Origin of the sequence: Lactiplantibacillus dongliensis (assembly GCF_005405105.1) — a bacterium.
Lineage (GTDB): Bacteria > Bacillota > Bacilli > Lactobacillales > Lactobacillaceae > Lactiplantibacillus > Lactiplantibacillus dongliensis.
In genome coordinates this window covers 50214-69068 of record NZ_BJDK01000013.1, presented here as the reverse complement: position 1 = coordinate 69068, position 18855 = coordinate 50214, and the positions used below count along the sequence as shown (strand labels likewise).

Here is an 18855-nt window from a genome sequence, read left to right as displayed (position 1 = left end):
ATGGAAAATGATTTAAAAGATTTGGAACAAGCCAAAAGTTTCTGGTTCGCCGATTGGGCCTTTCCCATTATCGTCGGCATTATGTCAGCGGGCGTCTTTGCGGGAACGTCGATGTATTACAACTACGGTGTTGGTGCGTTTAACGAAGTTGCCATTGTGGCGATGCTGAAAGCGGGTATGACTGATGGCGCGTATGGTGCCGCCGCCGCATTCGGAGCTAGTTTCTTATTTGCACGGGTATTAGAAGGCTCTTTGGTGGGGATTCTTGACTTAGGTGGGTCAATCCTGACCGGCGTTGGGATTGGGATTCCCGCGATCTTATTGAGTGTTGGTTTTGAAGCTCCGGTCAAGAGCTTTCCGTTGGCGTTACTGACGGGACTAATCATTGGGGTCGTGATTGGCGGCATCATTTATGTTGTTCGTCACTTTACGATTGGCCAGTCCAAAGCCACGTTTGGCGCCGATGTCATGATGGGCGCTGGGAATGATACTGGCCGGTTCTTAGGGCCACTGATTATTCTAAGTGCGGTGACGGCCTCTATTCCAATTGGGCTCGGAGCCACAGCTGGTGCGGCTATCTTCTATGCTTGGAAAAAGCCGATTGCTGGTGGTGCGATTATTGGTGCAATGATTCTTGGGTTCTTCTTCCCGGTTAAACTATAAAGGAGTTCGTAAAATGGTTGATTTAGTGGTTAAAAACGGCCGTTCGGTGCGTGATGATGGACCGTTAGAAGTCGCAATTACTGCGGGTAAGATTACGGCTGTTGGTACCCAACTAACGGGCATAACGGCCCAGCAAACGATTGATGCGGCGGGCCAATATGTTTCGGCCGGTTGGATCGATGATCATACTCATTGTTATGAAAAGCTCAGCTTGTATTACGATGATCCTGATGAAGATGGGGTTAAGACTGGGGTCACAACGGTGATTGACGCTGGGTCGACCGGCGCCGATAATATCGCGGACTTTTATCAGCGAACACGCGATAAGCGGACCAATGTTTATGCGTTAATCAATATTTCCAAGACTGGGATTCTCGCGCAAGATGAATTAGGCGATATGGCGCGGGTCCAGTGGGCACCATTAGCTGAAGCGGTGGCCACTTACCCGGACTTTATTGTTGGGATCAAGGCGCGTGAAAGTCATTCGGTCGTGGTAGACAATGGTGTCCAACCGTTAGTTCAAGCGAAGGCCTTTCAAGCTAAGTTGGCCCGCCATTTACCCGTGATGGTCCACGTGGGGGCCAATCCACCCGACTTGGCAGCTATTTTGGCACTGATGACGAGTGGCGATGTGTTGACGCATGCTTATAACGGTAAGCCCAATGGGATCCTAACGCCAGAAGGAATGGTCAAAGAAGCCGTTTTTGATGCCTATCATCGGGGCGTGCGCTTTGATGTGGGGCACGGGACTGACAGTTATAACTTTAATACGGGGCGGATTGCAACTCGTTATGGCTTACGGCCATGGTCCATTAGTACGGATATTTACCATCGTAACCGGGAGAGTGGCCCCGTGCATGACTTGGCAACGACTTTAGAGAAAATGATGTTATTGAATTACTCGTTACCAGAAGTGATTCGAATGGTGACTGTGGCCCCCGCCGACAGCTTTCATTTAACACAAAAAGGCCGTTTGGAAGTTGGTTTAGATGGCGACCTTACCATTTTTAAAGTCACGGATGGGACTAAGACCTTAACGGATTCGAATGGTAACACCCAAGTAACTGAACAACTGATTCAACCGACCCAAGCAATTGTTGGTGGGACAGCTTATGAAGTGGAGGCTCAGTAATTAATGAGTGATTTATATAATAAGTACCATTTAAAAAAGGTGATCAATGCTAGCGGTAAGATGACGATTCTCGGGGTTTCAACTTTAGCAGGTCCCGTGATTGACGCACAAAAGTTTGGTGATGAACATTTCTTTGAAATGGCTGATCTCGTCAAACAAACCGGTCGGCACTTAGCCGAATTACTAGGAGCGGAAGACGCGATTGTGGTTAACTCCGCTTCTTCGGGGATTGCTGAATCAGTGGCGGCATTGATTGGCCGTGGCAGTAAACATCATGTCTATCATCCTTACGATGCGCGTTATACCAAGCGTGAAATCATTATTCCTAAGGGACAAAATGTGGATTATGGGACGCCCGAAGAAGTGATGATTGCCGTGGGGGGTGGTCAAGTCGTTGAAGCTGGGTACGCCAATATGTGCTCACCGGAACACCTTGAAATTATGATTACCGATCAAACGGTTGGTATCTTATATGTGAAGAGTCATCATGCCGTTCAAAAAAGCATGCTGACGGTTGCGGAAGCCGTAAAAGTGGCTCATGATCATCAATTACCATTGATTTTGGATGCCGCGGCGGAAGAGGATTTACGCAAATATTTAGACCTCGGTGTCGATATTATCATCTTCTCTGGTGGTAAAGCATTAGTCGGGCCAGCATCCGGTTTGGTTTATGGGAAGAAGCAATATATCGATTGGATTCGACTACAATCATTAGGGTTAGGTCGGGCGATGAAGGTCGGTAAGGAAAACATCATGGGACTGACACGGGCGATTGAAGATTACTTACAAGCCGGTCCTGAAGATGGGGACAGCATGCAGCGTCGTTTACAGCCATTCTTAACCGCCCTTAATGCGGTTCCTTATGTCGAAGCTACCGCTGTTCAAGATGGTGCTGGCCGTGATATCTATCGCGCAAGTGTCGTCATTCAACCGGAGTCGCCTCAAAACGCGAAGGTGGTTACCGCGGCCTTAAAATCCGGTAACCCGGCGATTTATACCCGTGAATACCGCGCTAATGTCGGGATTATTGAATTTGACATTCGCGCGGTGGATCAAGCGGAAATGGATGCTATCGTGCAACGGTTACATGAAATTTTAGACTAAATTGTCAATAAAAAAGGAGTGCTTAATCATGCAAAAGACACCAAATTATTACCAAGATCGCGTCGCTTTAAATGTTTTAGCGGGTTCTGTCCAAAACGCGGTTGACTGTTATGCCGCCGCTGAACATCATATTATTTTAGGTGTGCTGACAAAAAACTATCCCACTGATCAATTGGCGATTGAAGATATGTTAAAGTATCAATCACAGATTGAAAATGCGGTTTCCGTTGGCTTGGGTGCGGGTGACCCTAATCAAAGTCAGATGGTGAGTCGGGTCTCCAAAGTTATCCAACCGCAACACGTGAACCAAGTCTTCACAGGGGTTGGGACTAGCCGGGCGCTACTAGGCCAAGCGGATACCATTGTTAATGGCTTGGTGTCGCCAACTGGTAAAGTGGGAATCGTCAATATTGCGACGGGGCCATTGAGTTCACAGACGCCGGCCGCTGAAGTGCCAATTGAAACGGCGATTGCCTTATTGAAAGATATGGGCGGCAGTTCCATCAAGTTCTTCCCAATGCATGGGTTAGCACACGAAGCCGAATTCAAGGCCGTTGCTGAAGCTTGTGCAGCCAATGATTTCTACTTGGAACCAACGGGTGGGATTGATTTAGAGAACTTTGAAACGATTCTCCAAATTGCTTTAGATGCCGGTGTCAAACGGATTATTCCACATATCTATTCGTCAATTATTGATGCTGAGACCGGGATGACACGGCCGGAAGATGTGCGTCAGTTATTTGAAATTGTCAAACGCTTAGTCGGCTAATGAACTGACGAGCAGCGCGGTTCAGCGTGAATCGCGCTTTTTTGTTGCTTTTAAACATTTTGTTTAAAGCTATGGCGATTCAATCATATAAATCGGTTATTTGGCCCAATTGAGACTAAATATACCCCCATTGTCCTTAGATATTGGTAAACTAATAGTTAGAGTCGAGTGGCATTAGGTTTTAGCGGCTAGACTAAGTTGATGCTAGATCAACTTTAATTAATAAATGAACAATGCAATAGAAGGGTGATTTTAATGAACAATTCGGAACCAGTTTTAATGATGCTCTTTGGTGCGACGGGGGATTTAGCGAAACGGAAGCTTTATCCCGCCTTCTTCCGCCTTTTTCGGCAGCAAGTCTTAAATAACCATTTTGCGGTGATTGGGACGGCTCGGCGGCCATGGAGTGATGACCATTTTCGGGAAGTAATCGCCGATGCGATTGCTGATCAAAATCCCACGGAACCGGAACAAAGTGCCTTTTTACAGCATTTTTATTACCAATCACACGATGTTGGCGATGCCAGTCATTATCAGACTTTAGCCAAGTTGGCCGATAAGCTAGACCAACAGTATCAATTGGCAGGTAACCGGATGTATTACCTCGCAATGGCACCGCGGTTCTTCGGTCAAATTGTAACGCAGTTGAAAGCCGCTAAGATTATTGATACGGCTGGCTTTAACCGGGTTGTCCTCGAAAAGCCGTTTGGGACCGACTATGAATCAGCGAATAAGCTAAGCCAAGAATTAACCCAAGTCTTCCCGGAAAAGGATATTTTCCGGATTGATCACTACTTAGGTAAGGAAATGATTCAAAATATCTTGACGTTGCGGGCCACTAACAGTTTGCTAGAATCGCAATGGAGCAATCAATATATTGATAACGTCCAGATTACTTTTGCTGAAGCGTTAGGTGTTGAGCAACGCGGCGGCTACTATGACCAGACGGGGGCCTTGAAGGACATGGTTCAAAACCATATCTTACAAGTGTTGTCTTTATTGGCGATGGAACTACCGACCAAGATGTCTGAAGCGGCGATTCGAACGGGTAAAGTAGCGGCATTAAAGGCGGTTCGGATTTATAACGCGGCTGAAGTGGCTGAAAACTTTGTTCGGGGTCAATATACGGCGGGGAGTTTGAACAATGCGCAATTTGCGGGTTATCGTGAGGAACCTGCCGTCGATCCGCAATCACGGACGGAAACGTTTGTCGCGGGTAAATTTCAAATCGATAATGAACGTTGGCAAGGCGTCCCGTTCTATGTTCGGACTGGGAAACGGTTAACTGAAAAAGGCACGCGAATCAATATTGTCTTTAAGAATTTAACCGCTAATGCGGCAATTGCGACGCAAAATATTTTAACGATTTATATTCAACCGACAGAAGGCTTCTCATTGAGCTTGAATGGGAAGGCATTAGATAACCAGTCGACGACGACGCCGATTAGATTATCGTATCGGCATGACAGTCAAATGATGGCTAATACACCGGAAGCATATGAACGATTGTTGCATGATATCATTACCGGCGATGCAACTAACTTTACCCACTGGGATGAAGTTGCTCAATCATGGCGGATTGTGGATACGATTCGACAAGCTTGGGATCAAGATGACCAACCATTGCCAACTTATGCGGCCGGGACGATGGGACCAAAAGCGGCGTTTGATTTAGTGGCTAAGAATGGCAATCAATGGATTTGGCAACCCGATACTTGGTTTGTCGAACGCGGCTTACTAAACCGTTAGTATGACGCAATTTGCTAGTACCAATTTTAATAATGATTAATCAAAAGGGTCCCTGTAATCTTAACTGATTACAGGGACCCTTTTTGGCAATTGAACTGCTTTTGGTTGTAGCTAACAATAACTGATGTTATCAATGATTAGCAAAGTAACTAGAGAGCCCCGCATAGACCGCATGGGCGACTTCATTCGGATATCTTTGTGAGCTAATCGTCTTAAAGTCGGTATCGTCATTGATATACCCAAGTTCCATTAAGACGGCTGGGACTTGATTGTCACGGATGACTAAGAAATCACCAAATTCAACGCCTTTACTTTTGATTGGTAAGGCCGAGACATTACTGCTAAGCGCTTTTGCCAAGCCGAATGATGTGGATTTGTGATAATAGTAAGTGGTAATCCCGGAACCTTGATTATTTTCAGGCGAACTATCAAAGTGGAAGCTAATAAAGGCATCGGCGTGTAACTTGTTCGCTAAGGCTGGCCGTGCACTTAAACCAACGTACTTATCGCTATCACGGGTCATCACCACGTGGGCCCCGGCTGCGCGTAACCGCTTAGCCACGACTTGGGCTACCCGTAACGTATAGGTCTTTTCCATTTTGTCTTGACTGGACAGCGCCCCAGAATCGGAGCCACCATGACCTGGATCCAGCACAATCGTGGCTTCTGAGATCTTGGTCGTTTGATGCAATTGACTGTTCTTTTCATTGACGAGCCAACTGGCGATCCAACCAAATTTATGATCGGCATAGCGGACGTACAGCCAATTGTTTTTGCGCCGCATAATATGCACTTTGGTTCCTTTGGTCGTTGAATCGGTGACGTTGTAGCTCATGCCGGGGCCTTTACGAATATTGACGTTAGCAATATTAACGACGGCAGTATTATGAGTGGCCAGAATGGTCGTGAAGCCGGCCACGAGCCCGATAAAAACGGCGGCAATGACAAGTTGTCGCCAGTAGCGTTTGAAGACTTGCATGGATTTCACCAACTAAATTTTTTTGAGTTTAAAACACGTAATCATTAGTATACCAAAAATTAGGAACTGCGTTTAGGCCGGTCAGCGATTTTAACGGTTAAGGTTAACTAAATAAGTGCTGAAACGATGCTTGATGCTAGTTAAAATTGTCGCCGGTCGGTTGGCTGCCAAATGCGGCCACTATGTTCCAGCCAGCATCAAGCGTAATAAATCGTGTTTTTATGCCATCATTTTACGGGTGTCAGTTGACTTTTCCAACGGAGTCGTGTAACTTTAATCATAAGTTAATAAATCGACCGCAGAGAAAGTAAGAGCATTGTGCCACGCTATAGCCAGAGACCGGTAGTGCTGAGAATTCCGGATAGCGAGCAATGAGGAGACGCTTTTGAGGTGAACGAAAAGTTCCGCCTGTTATTAACACAGACGTTATCAGTTAGTGCTCATAAAGGTGGTACCGCGCAAAAAAGCGCCCTTGGATAAACAATCAAGGGCGCTTTTTTTGTCGATTTGAATTGAAGGAGGAGATTAGGATGAGATACCAACGGCCTAAAGGCACCGCCGATATTTTGCCAGGTGATAGTGAAAAATGGCAATATGTCGAAGAAACGGCGCGTCAAGTCTTTAAAACCTATCGTTTTAAAGAAATTCGGACGCCAATTTTTGAAAATTTTGAAGTTTTCTCACGTTCTGCGGGGGATACTTCCGATATTGTGACTAAAGAAATGTACGATTTCCATGATAAGGGTGATCGGCACATTACTTTACGGCCAGAAGGAACGGCCGGCGTTGTCCGGGCGTTTGTTGAAAATAAACTCTATGGTCCGCAAGTGTTGAAACCTTACAAGGTCTACTATATGGGACCAATGTTCCGTTATGAACGGCCGCAATCAGGTCGGTTACGGGAATTTCATCAACTCGGGGTGGAAGCTTTCGGGAGTGAAAGTGCCGCTTTAGATGTTGAAGTCATTGCCATGGGCTTTAATTTACTTAAAAAATTTGGCCTCAACGACTTAAAGCTAGTTATCAATACGTTGGGTGACCAACAAACGCGTGATGATTACCGACAAGCCCTGATTGATTACTTGGAACCACATTTTGAAGAATTAAGTGATGACTCCAAAGCACGCTTGCACAAGAACCCATTACGGGTCTTAGATAGCAAGGCACCTGAAGATCAAAAATTCGTGGCCGATGCACCGTCAATTTTGGATTACTTAACGCCAGCAGCCAAAGCTCACTTTGAACAAGCTAAGGCATTACTGACGGCTTTAGAAATTCCATTTGAAATCGATGCGACAATGGTACGTGGGTTGGATTACTATAACCATACGATTTTTGAAATCATGACGAATTCGAAGTCACTGGGGCAAGGCTACACGACGATTTGTGCCGGTGGTCGTTATAATGGCTTAGTTAAAGAATTAGGCGGTCCCGAAACTTCTGGAGTCGGTTTTGGCTTAGGCGTCGAACGATTATTAGTCTTGATGGATGCTGAAGAGATTGCCTTTCCAACTGATGATCAATTAGATGTTTACGTGGTCGGTATTGGTGACGCCGCAAATGCGACGACTTTAAAGTTGGTTCAAGCTGTCCGGGGTGCCGGGTTAACCGCTGAACGCGATTACTTAGATCGTAAGCCAAAAGCACAATTCAAGAGTGCCGATCGTTTAAATGCCCGTTACACGATGACTATTGGGGATAGCGAGTTGGAAAACGAAGTGGTTAACTTGAAGTCAATGGCAACGGGTGAAGAAACCCAGGTTGCCATGGCCGATGTCTTTAACCATGTTGAACAAGTATTGGCAGCTAAATAACAGGGAGGAAACAAGTTAATGAAACGAACCACATATGCTGGGTTAGTTAATGAAGACTACCTGGGTCAAGACGTCATCTTACAAGGATGGGTCCAAAAGCGCCGGGATTTAGGGAGCTTGATTTTTATTGATTTACGTGACCGTGAAGGTATTGTTCAATTAGTCTTTAGTCAAGAATTCTCACAGACCGCTTTAGATGTTGCGGATCAATTACGTGGTGAATACGTGATTGAAGTCCAAGGGAAAGTAGTTAGCCGGAATGGCGATGCGATTAACCCGAACATGAAGACTGGTAAAGTCGAAGTTGAAATTCATGATGCTAAGATTTTAAACAAAGCCAAAACGCCGCCTTTCTACATTCAAGATGACATCAATGTGTCAGATGAATTACGGTTGAAGTATCGTTACTTAGACTTACGGCGGCCAGAAATGCAACGCGGTTTAAAGATTCGTAATGGCATCACCCAAGCGGTTCACAGTTATTTTGACGCCAATGGTTTTTATGACATTGAAACGCCATTCTTAACTAAGTCAACGCCTGAAGGGGCCCGGGACTACTTGGTCCCTTCACGGGTCTATCAAGGACATTTCTATGCCTTACCACAATCACCCCAATTATTTAAGCAATTGTTAATGGGTGCCGGTTTTGATCGGTATTATCAAATTGCCCGTTGTTTCCGGGATGAAGACTTGCGGGGCGACCGGCAACCAGAATTCACGCAGATCGATATGGAAACATCGTTCTTAACAGCGGAAGAAATCCAAAGTTATACGGAAGGTTTGATCAAAAAAGTCATGCATGATGTGAAGGGTGTCGATGTTAAGACGCCATTCACCCGTATCACTTGGCAAGAAGCAATGGATCGTTTTGGTTCCGATAAGCCGGATGTCCGGTTTGGTATGGAATTAAAGGACATGTCTAGCCTCTTTGCCGATACGGACTTTAAGGTCTTCTCAGGGGCGATTAAGAATGGTGGCGTGGTTAAAGCGATCGCCGTTCCAGGTGGCGCTGATAAGTATTCACGGAAAGCCATTGATGCGTATGCGAGTCATGTTGAACGCTTTGGCGCCAAGGGCTTAGCCTGGATGAAAGTGACCGATGACAGCTTCAGCGGACCAATTGCGAAGTTCTTCAAGGATGATTTTGAAGCCATCACGACCGCTGCCGATGCCAAGCCAGGCGACTTGCTGTTATTCGCTGCGGATAACTTCAAGGTCGTTTCGGATACTTTAGGTTATTTGCGGAAAGCCATCGCCAAGGAACAAGGCATGATCGACGAAAACAAGTATGCCTATCTTTGGGTCGTTGACTGGCCATTGTTCGAATACGATGAAGGGATTGCCCGCTGGGTACCTGCCCACCATCCATTCACGATGCCTAACGAAGAAGATGTTCATTACTTGAATGACGGTGAAGATCCCCACAAGGCGCATGCCCAATCATACGATATCGTCTTAAACGGTTACGAATTAGGTGGCGGTTCCATCCGGATTCATACCCGCGAATTACAAGAAAAGATGTTCAAAGCGCTGGACTTCACTAAAGAACGTGCTCAAAAACAATTTGGCTTCTTACTAGATGCTTTAGACATGGGCTTTCCACCGCATGGCGGGTTAGCTATTGGGTTAGACCGGTTTGCCATGTTGCTCTCTGGTAATGACAATATTCGTGAAGTCATCGCCTTTCCTAAGAACTCAAAGGCGTCGGAACCAATGACCAATGCGCCAGCGGAAGTTTCTGACCAACAATTACAAGATTTGGCCTTATTTATCAACAAACCTGACGATAAATAATTCGGTCACCGAAAGAACGTCCAATCAGCCGACTGGACGTTCTTTTTAGATAGTGTTAAGTTTAGATTAAAATTTAATTGGAGGAATCTAAATGACTACTGAAACAGCAATATTTGCCGGTGGGTGCTTCTGGTGCATGGTCAAGCCGTTTGACAGCCAACCGGGCATTATCAGTGTCGTGTCTGGTTTTACTGGCGGGCATGTTGAAAATCCAACTTATGAACAAGTTAAGGCCCATACGACTGGCCATACGGAAGCCGTTAAAATCACGTTTGATCCAGCAAAGGTCAGTTATGCGGATTTAGTTGAGATTTATTGGCATCAAACAGATCCAACCGATGCCATGGGGCAGTTCCAGGATCGTGGCGATAATTATCGCCCGGTGATCTTTGTGCAGAACGCACAGCAACGGCAGATTGCCGAAGCGTCTAAAGCTAAGCTGCAAGCGTCCGCGTTGTTTGATCAACCAATCGTGACTAAGATTGAGGCTGTCCAACCGTTTTATCCAGCGGCAGCCGAACATCAGCGTTTTTATAAGAATAATCCGGTCGTCTTTGCGGCGCAAGAAGCGGGTGGTCGTGCGGACTTTATTGACAAGTACTGGGCTCAAGCGCCCAAAGTGGATTAATCTCTGTGAGCTTACTGAGAAGTGTGAGACTTTCAAGTGAAAGCTGATTTTACCTGCTGAACGCAGTTTCTAATGGTACAATAGCCAAGGATAAAAAACGTAAAGGAGCGCAAGCAAAATGGACGATTTTCAGCAGTTGACTAAGCGTCATCGCGATGTGTTTAAAGCGTCGACCGCGTTTATTTATGCGATCTTAGTGTCTGTCGCCATGAACTTCTTCTGGACGCCTGGTCATATTTATTCGTCAGGGATTACCGGGTTAGCCCAGTTGATCAATAGTTTGATGGCGAAGTTTATGCCCGTTCAGCTTTCAACCGCGTTATTGCTATTCTTGTTAAATGTGCCAATGTTTGTGATTGCTTGGCGATCAATTGGTCACCGGTTTACCGTTTATACGTTCTTGGCAGTTGCGCTATCAAGTATCATGATTAAAATTGTGGCCCCGGAAACGTTGACGCATGATCCCATTATCTGTGCGATTTTCGGGGGTGCGGTCAATGGTTTTGGGACCGGGACAGCGTTGAAAAATGGGATTTCGACTGGTGGTTTAGATATTATTGGACTGGTCTTGCGGCGGAAAACGGGTCGGAGTATCGGGACTATCAATATGGCCTTTAATGCGATTATCGTGTTAGCGGCTGGTTTTGTTTATGGCTGGCCATATGCCTTTTATTCTGCCCTAGGGTTGTTGGTTAACGGTCGGGTCATCGATATGACGTATACCCGCCAACAAAAGATGCAGGTGATGATTATTACCAGTCGACCGAATACCGTGATTGATAGTGTTCAAAATCGGATTCGCCGTGGGGTGACCATCGTGCATAATGCTGAAGGGGCTTATCGCCATGATGACAAGACAATTTTGTTTACTGTCATTACCCGGTATGAAATGTCTGAATTAACAGCTGCAATGGCGGAATCTGACCCGCATGCGTTTGTCAGCATCTCAGATACCGTTAAAATTCTGGGTCATTTTTACGAACCGGACCCGTAAAAACTCGAGTGGTTAGCTGGCTAGGGCCGGTTAGCCGCTTTTTTGACTGAATCTTAAGCTTTTGTGCGTAGCCAGAAGCCTGGCAATGAAGTATGCTATAATTACTGAGTATAATTTGCGGAATGGAAGGGCTAACGTTTGAAGAAGACGATTTACATGTGGCTCGTGTCATTGATGTCCTGGTTGACCCATTGGCATGCCACCACGCAAGTCATTTATTTGATGAGTTTTGCGGATAACTTGACGTTTATTAAGCAGTTGCAGGCTCGTTTGGGAACCCAACTGACGGTTTACTACTTACCGGCGGCGACTAGTGGTGCTTTGACTCTAAAGGCCGCGGGTATTCAAGTGGTGCCATTTCGGGATTCAATTCATTTTGCCGTGGCTGGAGTGCCCGTCATCACACGGGCAGCAACGGTGTATTGTGACAACTATTACGCCTTTATTGGTGGGTTAACCAAGCGGCCGGCACAACGGATTGTGCAGCTTTGGCATGCGGCCGGGGCGATTAAAGCGTTTGGTTGGGGAGACCCGCAGACCCAGCAACGTTCAGCAGCCGACCGACATCGCTTTCAGCAAGTCTATGATCATTTTACGGATTATGTCGTGGGCGCAGCGAAGATGGGTGATGTCTTTGCGACGAGTTATCGTGTTGATTCGCAGCGGATGCGCGTGTTAGGGTATCCGCGTTCTGATCGGTATCAAGATCCAGCCTGGATTGCACAGACCCGGTCAGCTATTTATGCCGCACATCCAGCTTGGCGACATCGGCGGATTATTTTATATGCGCCCACGTATCGTGAGGGTGTAACTTTTAGCTTGCCAGCTGATTTTGGACAAGTACAGTTGGCTGCTGACCAAGTCTTGGTTTTAAAGCTACATCCGCACTTACAAGCACAGACGGCCCAACTATTAGCCCAGTATCCGAACTTGTTAACGACGGCTGAGGACTTTAGTACTGACGATTTATTAACGGTCACGGATACCCTGATTAGTGATTATTCATCTGTGATTTTTGATTACGCCCTCTTGCCAAATTGTCAAAAAATGGTATTCTATGTTTTTGACTGGCAAACTTACCAACAGCGCGTTGGGTTACAGGCTGATTTTCGGTCGTGGGCACCCGGACCATTGGTAACGACAGTAACGGCGCTGAATCAGGCGCTGGCACAACCAGCGACGGCGACCGCAACGCAGTTAGCCACGTTTAACCGCTTATGGAATGCCCATAATGATGGTCAAGCGGGGGCCCGCACGGTTGCTTATTTTCATCAAAAATAACCATTATTAGAATTAAGAGATAGGAAGTGGCTGAGCCTTGAAAGAGGTCGTAACGATTATTAAAGAGCAATTCCAAAATTGGGGAATTATTTGGCGGATCTCAAATTATGAGGATCAAGCCAGTTATCAAAACCATTATTTGGGATTAGCTTGGGAATATTTATATCCGTTGATTCAAATCGGGATTTATTGGATTGTCTTTAGCAATGGGTTCAAAAAAGGGAGTAACCTTGGTGGGGTGTCCTACTTAATGTGGATGGTTATTGGGATTACCCCTTGGTTCTTTATGAACCGTGCTGTCTTAGATGGGTCCAAGGCGATTTATCAACGGGTTGGCATGGTTTCGAAGATGAAGTTCCCAGTTTCGGTGCTACCTTCAATTCGAATTATTGGGAATTTGAATTCCTTTTGGACCATGCTGGTCTTTTCAATCGCGTTAGGTTTCTTTAATGGCATCTATCCCGCTATCGCTTGGTTACAATGGATTTACTATTTCTTTGCGATGATGTGCTTGATGTTTGCATTGAGTACGTTCAATTCCACGGTTTCAGTGCTAGTGCGTGATTGGCAGATCTTGTTACAATCTATGATGCGGATGTTGTTTTATCTATCCGGCGTCTTATTCAACTTTCAAACGACTGGTTTTCCAGCACCATTTGTCCGCATCTTAGAGTTAAATCCATTCTGGTACATTATTTCCGGTTTCCGGAATTCAATGTTTCACCAGAGTGCGGACACTTACATGTGGAGTCGACCATTGTTAACCTTGATTTTCTGGGGCTTTGTTTTATTAGTCTTATTGGTTGGCTCTCACTTACATTATAAATTCCGATCACGATTTGTTGATTTGATTTAAAAAAGGAGCAACTTAATGGCTAGACTTAAACACCGTTTAATGACTGCGATTAAGATTCTCATTCGAGGTGGACTCATCGTGTTGAACGATGGGTTCATTTTATTACCCGTAAAAAAACACAGCTTCGTCTTTGAGAGTTTTAATGGCAATGATATTAATGATAATCCTATGGCTTTATATCAGGCTTTGTTGGCGCAACATCCGGAGTATGCAGATCGTTGCTATTTTAATGTGAAGCCACGTAAATATGCGGCTTTAAAAGCGCGTTATCCTGAGATTCAACTATTGAAACGTTTCCATTTAAAATGGATTTGGGTCATGGCACGGGCCGACTTTTGGGTCTTTAACTCCCGGTTACCGCGTTGGTGGCACAAGAACAGTGGGACGACTTATGTACAAACTTGGCACGGAACGCCGTTAAAACATTTAGGTGTTGATATTGACGCGGTGGAAATTCCCGGTACCGACACGCAAACGTATCATCAGAAGTTTATTGATGAAGCTAAACGTTGGGATTATCTGATTGCCCCCAATCAATATTCGCATGATATCTTTGCCCATGCCTTTGGGTTCAATCAGCAGTGGCTAGATACCGGGTATCCCCGCAACGACCGTTTGTATCATACAACTGCTTCAGAAACGGCCCAGTTAAAGCAGCAATTAGTAGGGCGAGCAGATGCCCAGGTGATCTTGTATGCCCCAACTTGGCGAGATGATGACTTTCAATATGTGGGTCGTTATAATTTCAAGCTTCCGTTCGATCTTGCAACTTTCTTTCAGCATGTTTCGGCAGATACGGTCTTGGTGTTACGGCCCCATTACTTAGTGAAGGATCAGATCGATATTACGGGCTTTGAAGACCGGGTCAAAATTTTGGCGGAAACGGACATTACTAATTTATACTTGATTAGTGACTTAATGATTACAGACTATTCTTCGGTGATGTTTGATTATGCCAATCTCAAACGGCCGCAATTGTTTTATGCGTATGATCTGGAACATTATCGTGATCAATTACGTGGCTTTTACTTTGACTATGAAAGTGAATTGCCAGGACCGTTGGTGACGGATGCGGCGGCCTTGTATGCGGCTTTGGATCGTTATACGGCCGGCCACTGGCAGCCAACCGCGGCGGCACCGGCTTTTTATAAGCGATTCTGTGGCTGGGAAGATGGTCGTGCGAGTCAAAAAGTACTTCAACAAATTGGAATTGAGGCGACACAAGATGCTTAGATTAGGATCACATGTATCAATGAAAGCGCCAGATATGTTGCTCGGGTCTGCAAATGAGGCGGTTAGCTATGGTGCTAATACGTTTATGATTTATACCGGGGCACCACAAAACACCCGCCGTAAGCCCATTGATGAGCTGAATATTGCAGCGGGTCAAAAGGTGATGGCGGCGCATGATTTACAACAAATCGTGGTGCATGCCCCATATATTGTGAATCTTGGGAATACTAAAAAACCGGGCTACTTTGAATTTGCAACGGACTTTTTGTATCATGAAATTGAACGTGCTGAAGCCGTTGGCGCGACCCAATTGACCCTCCATCCCGGGGCGCATGTTGGGGCTGGCGCTGAAGCTGCGATTGCACAGATCATTAAGGGGTTGAATATGGTCATTCGGCCGGATCAAAAAATTCAGATTGCGATTGAAACAATGGCGGGTAAAGGGACGGAAGTCGGCCGGACGTTTGAAGAGATTGCGGCGATGATTGCCGGGGTCACGTATAATGAAAAATTGTCCGTTACTTTTGATACTTGTCATACCAGCGATGCAGGTTATGCGATTAAAGCTGATTTTGACGGTGTTTTGAATGAGTTTGATCACGTGATTGGCTTGGATCGGTTAAAGGTTATTCATTTGAATGATTCTAAGAATCCCCAAGGTGCGCACAAAGATCGACATACTAATATTGGGATGGGAACGATTGGGTTTGAGACGTTAAATGCCGTTGCCCATCATCCACAATTAACTGGCATTAGTAAGATTTTAGAAACACCGTATGTTGGGCCAGATAAGAAACATCAATTGCCACCTTATAAATATGAGATTGCGATGTTAAAAGCGGGCCGATTTAACCCTAATTTGATTCGTGATATTGAACAACAAGTTTAAGTGAGGACTAAAAAAGAGCCGCTTAGGAAAAAATCCCGAGCGGCTCTTTTTTAAATAACTTAACGATTGGGTTCGTTGTAACCTAAACTTTCAGTAATCAGGGTAGCCGTTTCTTCAATCGACTTGTTAGCCACGTTGATGACTAGGCAGCCAATCTTTTTGAAAATTGTGTCTGCATAAGCGAGTTCCGCTTTGATTTTATCCGTATTGGAATAAACCGTATCTGGGTTTAGGCCATATTGAATCATCCGTTCGCGACGAATCGTGTTGAGCTGTTCTGGATCATTAGTTAAACCAAAGATCTTTTTCGGGTCAACTTGCCAGATTTCGTCTGGAATTTGGGCTTTAGGAACTAATGGTAAGTTGGCGACTTTTAAGTTACGGTTGGCTAAGTATAAGGATAGTGGCGTCTTGGACGTCCGTGAGACCCCTAGTAAGACAACATCGGCATCCAAGAAGCCAGCCGGGTTCTTACCATCGTCGTAAGTCACGGCGAACTCAATCGCGTTGATGCGATCAAAGTAATTGGTATTTAAGTCATGCATTTTACCCGGTTTGTTAACGGGTTGCCGGTGCGTGATGCCGGAAAACAAATCCAGCGTTGGTGTCATGACATCATTATAAGGTAAGTCGTGAGCCTGACAAAAAACGTTTACGCTCTGACTTAACTTACGGTCGACAAAAGTATGGTAGACGATGGCGTGCTCTTTTAAAGCTTGTGCGAGTACCGTTTGAAGTAGGGACTCCGTCCGAACGAAAGGGAACCGTTGATAAGTAATATCTAAATCGCCGAACTGAGCGGCGCCGGCTTGGGCGACTGCATGGGCCGTTTCGCCAACTGAATCAGATAAAATAAAAATTTTAATGGCTTGCATGATTAAACCCTCATTTCCGTATCAATAGTGACTCTAGTGTAGCATAGCCAAGGGTTTATGAAAACGATTTATTGCGGTTAAGACCAGCCATTTTGAAATATTTTGCATTAATCTTTAAACTTTTGTTGACGTGGTTTTTCTATTTATGTATAATTTACTAGAACAGTTGTATTATGTAAGTATGCATAATTTGACGGTTACTTTTCAAGCTCGGAGGGAGGGAATTTTAAATGGCAAAAACAGTCGTTCGTAAAAACGAATCTCTTGATGATGCTCTTCGTCGCTTTAAACGTACCGTTTCAAAAAGTGGTACTTTACAAGAATACCGCAAACGGGAATTTTACGAAAAACCAAGTGTGAAGAAAAAGTTAAAATCAGAAGCTGCTCGTAAGCGTAAGAACCGTCGTCGTTTCAAGTAATCAACATCTTGTTGATTTTAATTGAATCGAAGGAGGATATCCAATGAGTCTAGTTGATACACTCAATGGTGATCTTAAAGCTGCGATGAAAGCTCGCGATAAGCAAAGCCTTAGCGTGTTGCGGATGCTGAAGTCTGCGTTAATGAATGAAAAGATTAACGCGGGTCATGATTTAACGGCCGAAGAAGAAGTGAGCGTGTTATCACGTGAATTGAAGCAACGGCGCGAATCACTTGAGGAATTCCAAAGCGCGAATCGTCAAGATCTAGTTGATGGGGTTAAAGCTGAAATTACGTTAGTTGAATCATATATGCCAAAGCAGTTGTCTGACGAAGAAGTCAAACAAGTGGTTGCGGCAACGATTGAACAAGTCGGCGCCACCGGTAAAGGTGACTTCGGTAAGGTAATGGGTGCGGTAATGCCAAAACTTAAAGGTCAGGCGGATGGCAAGCTTATCAACCAAACAGTTAAATCATTATTGAATTAACGGTTAGTCAGGGAAATTTTTCCCTGGCTTTTTTTGTGTCGTCAGACTAGTCGACCAAGCGTTCGTGAAGCTGGTCGTGGCCAGGCTTTTATGCTATGATTAGTTAACACCAAACCCGCTTTTAAGCGTTGACATTGTGCGTCACGTCGCGGGTGCCATTGGCTTTCAATGGCTAATAAATCTGTCAATAAAGGAGTCCATGTTTTTGACCGAAAACTCAAAATATGAACAAAAGTTTCTCATCGCTGATCCCACGCAATCGGTAGCCTTACTTGGCCCAGAAGATCAGTATTTGGCGATGTTAGAAGACGGGCTGCACGTTAGCCTCCATGTTTTTGGCGATCAAGTGACCATTAGTGGGGATGACGAAGAAGCCGTTCATAAAACCCAAGCTGTATTTAAGAATTTATCGAGTTTAATTAAACAAAATATTCAAATCGGTGCCCCCGATGTGATCAGTGCGATTAAGATGGTCAATCGCGGTACTTTAGACTATTTTCAAGATTTATATGCGGAAACGCTTATTAAAGATAATCGTGGTCGGCCCGTTCGTGTAAAGAACTTTGGCCAACGTCAATATGTACAGGCCGTTGCCAAGAGTGACATCACCTTTGGGATTGGACCAGCGGGGACTGGGAAGACTTATCTCGCAGTTGTGATGGCCATCGCGGCTTTAAAGCGTGGTGACGTTGAAAAGATTATTGTCACGCGTCCCGCCGTTGAAGCTGGTGAAAGCTTAGGCTTCTTGCCAGGTGATTTAAAGGAAAAGGTTGACCCCTATCTGCGGCCAATCTATGATGCCTTGTATGAAATTTATGGTGCTGAACATACCCAACGGTTAATGGATCGTGGTGTGATTGAAATTGCACCGTTAGCTTATATGCGTGGGCGGACGTTAGATCACGCCTTTGTCATCTTAGATGAAGCTCAAAATACGACCAATGCGCAAATGAAGATGTTCCTAACGCGGTTAGGTTTTGATGCCAAGATGATCGTCAATGGTGATATTTCACAAATTGATTTACCGCGCAATACCACGAGTGGCTTGATTCAAGCGGAACATATCTTAAACCACATTAGTAATATTTCGTTTGTCAACTTTACGGCCGATGATGTTGTCCGTAATCCAGTAGTTGCCAAGATTATTACGGCGTATGAAGCTGGCGAAAAGCACTAAATGGAGGCAGTT

18 protein-coding genes are annotated in these 18855 nt (G+C 45.1%); 16 read left to right on the top strand and 2 right to left on the bottom strand.

What is annotated here, in order from left to right:
- The 5 genes from FFM80_RS06510 (at position 1) to zwf (ending at position 5417) form a co-directional block, all read left to right on the top strand.
- Positions 1 to 663, top strand: coding sequence for a DUF4310 family protein (locus FFM80_RS06510; protein ID WP_137640069.1), 663 nt, complete (start codon positions 1 to 3; stop codon positions 661 to 663).
- Between the two features lie 13 nt (positions 664 to 676).
- Complete coding sequence (locus tag FFM80_RS06505) at positions 677 to 1795, top strand: amidohydrolase/deacetylase family metallohydrolase (protein ID WP_137640068.1); 1119 nt, start codon at positions 677 to 679, stop codon at positions 1793 to 1795.
- 3 nt (positions 1796 to 1798) lie between these two features.
- On the top strand, positions 1799 to 2899 hold the full coding sequence (locus tag FFM80_RS06500) for a DgaE family pyridoxal phosphate-dependent ammonia lyase (RefSeq protein WP_137640067.1): 1101 nt from the start codon (positions 1799 to 1801) through the stop codon (positions 2897 to 2899).
- Positions 2900 to 2927: 28 nt separating this feature from the next.
- Positions 2928 to 3668 carry a 2-dehydro-3-deoxy-phosphogluconate aldolase gene (dagF, locus tag FFM80_RS06495; RefSeq protein WP_137640066.1) on the top strand — a complete coding sequence of 247 codons (741 nt, stop codon included), beginning with the start codon at positions 2928 to 2930 and terminating at the stop codon, positions 3666 to 3668.
- 255 nt (positions 3669 to 3923) lie between these two features.
- Complete coding sequence (gene zwf, locus FFM80_RS06490; protein ID WP_137640065.1) at positions 3924 to 5417, top strand: glucose-6-phosphate dehydrogenase; 1494 nt, start codon at positions 3924 to 3926, stop codon at positions 5415 to 5417.
- A gap of 130 nt (positions 5418 to 5547) precedes the next feature.
- Here zwf and FFM80_RS06485 read toward each other — a convergent pair whose 3' ends face one another.
- Positions 5548 to 6396: an N-acetylmuramoyl-L-alanine amidase family protein gene (locus FFM80_RS06485; protein WP_137640064.1), complete on the bottom strand. Its 849-nt coding sequence runs from the start codon at positions 6394 to 6396 to the stop codon at positions 5548 to 5550.
- Between the two features lie 530 nt (positions 6397 to 6926).
- Here FFM80_RS06485 and hisS point away from each other — a divergent pair.
- The 8 genes from hisS to FFM80_RS06445 all read left to right on the top strand — a co-directional run bounded on the left by hisS (position 6927) and on the right by FFM80_RS06445 (position 15885).
- Complete coding sequence (gene hisS, locus FFM80_RS06480; protein WP_137640063.1) at positions 6927 to 8210, top strand: histidine--tRNA ligase; 1284 nt, start codon at positions 6927 to 6929, stop codon at positions 8208 to 8210.
- An 18-nt stretch (positions 8211 to 8228) separates the two neighbouring features.
- Positions 8229 to 10004 (top strand): aspartate--tRNA ligase, encoded by a 1776-nt coding sequence (gene aspS / locus FFM80_RS06475; protein WP_137640062.1) that lies wholly within the window; start codon positions 8229 to 8231, stop codon positions 10002 to 10004.
- 91 nt (positions 10005 to 10095) lie between these two features.
- Positions 10096 to 10632 carry a peptide-methionine (S)-S-oxide reductase MsrA gene (gene msrA / locus FFM80_RS06470; RefSeq protein ID WP_137640061.1) on the top strand — a complete coding sequence of 179 codons (537 nt, stop codon included), beginning with the start codon at positions 10096 to 10098 and terminating at the stop codon, positions 10630 to 10632.
- Positions 10633 to 10750: 118 nt separating this feature from the next.
- Positions 10751 to 11626, top strand: coding sequence for a YitT family protein (locus FFM80_RS06465; protein ID WP_137634047.1), 876 nt, complete (start codon positions 10751 to 10753; stop codon positions 11624 to 11626).
- A gap of 138 nt (positions 11627 to 11764) precedes the next feature.
- The gene (locus tag FFM80_RS06460) at positions 11765 to 12907 is read left to right on the top strand and encodes a CDP-glycerol glycerophosphotransferase family protein (RefSeq protein ID WP_223877311.1); all 1143 of its coding nucleotides are present in this window, start codon (positions 11765 to 11767) and stop codon (positions 12905 to 12907) included.
- 37 nt (positions 12908 to 12944) lie between these two features.
- A complete protein-coding gene (locus tag FFM80_RS06455) occupies positions 12945 to 13763 on the top strand; it encodes an ABC transporter permease (protein ID WP_137640060.1) in 819 nt (272 codons plus the stop codon).
- Between the two features lie 15 nt (positions 13764 to 13778).
- Positions 13779 to 14996 (top strand): CDP-glycerol glycerophosphotransferase family protein, encoded by a 1218-nt coding sequence (locus tag FFM80_RS06450; RefSeq protein ID WP_137640059.1) that lies wholly within the window; start codon positions 13779 to 13781, stop codon positions 14994 to 14996.
- Complete coding sequence (locus FFM80_RS06445; RefSeq protein WP_137640058.1) at positions 14989 to 15885, top strand: deoxyribonuclease IV; 897 nt, start codon at positions 14989 to 14991, stop codon at positions 15883 to 15885. The genes FFM80_RS06450 and FFM80_RS06445 overlap by 8 nt, the downstream gene beginning before the upstream one ends.
- 59 nt (positions 15886 to 15944) lie before the next feature.
- Here the strand turns inward: FFM80_RS06445 and FFM80_RS06440 are convergent, their stop codons facing one another.
- Entirely contained in the window at positions 15945 to 16760 is an 816-nt protein-coding gene (locus tag FFM80_RS06440; RefSeq protein WP_137640057.1) for a pyruvate, water dikinase regulatory protein, read from the bottom strand.
- Between the two features lie 230 nt (positions 16761 to 16990).
- Between FFM80_RS06440 and rpsU the strand changes: the two genes are divergently transcribed.
- From rpsU to FFM80_RS06425, 3 genes are all read left to right on the top strand, one after another.
- Positions 16991 to 17179, top strand: coding sequence for a 30S ribosomal protein S21 (rpsU, locus tag FFM80_RS06435; protein ID WP_003638914.1), 189 nt, complete (start codon positions 16991 to 16993; stop codon positions 17177 to 17179).
- A gap of 43 nt (positions 17180 to 17222) precedes the next feature.
- Entirely contained in the window at positions 17223 to 17666 is a 444-nt protein-coding gene (locus FFM80_RS06430; RefSeq protein ID WP_137634052.1) for a GatB/YqeY domain-containing protein, read from the top strand.
- Between the two features lie 199 nt (positions 17667 to 17865).
- Positions 17866 to 18843, top strand: coding sequence for a PhoH family protein (locus FFM80_RS06425; RefSeq protein ID WP_137640056.1), 978 nt, complete (start codon positions 17866 to 17868; stop codon positions 18841 to 18843).
- The last annotated feature ends 12 nt before the right edge of the window (positions 18844 to 18855 follow it).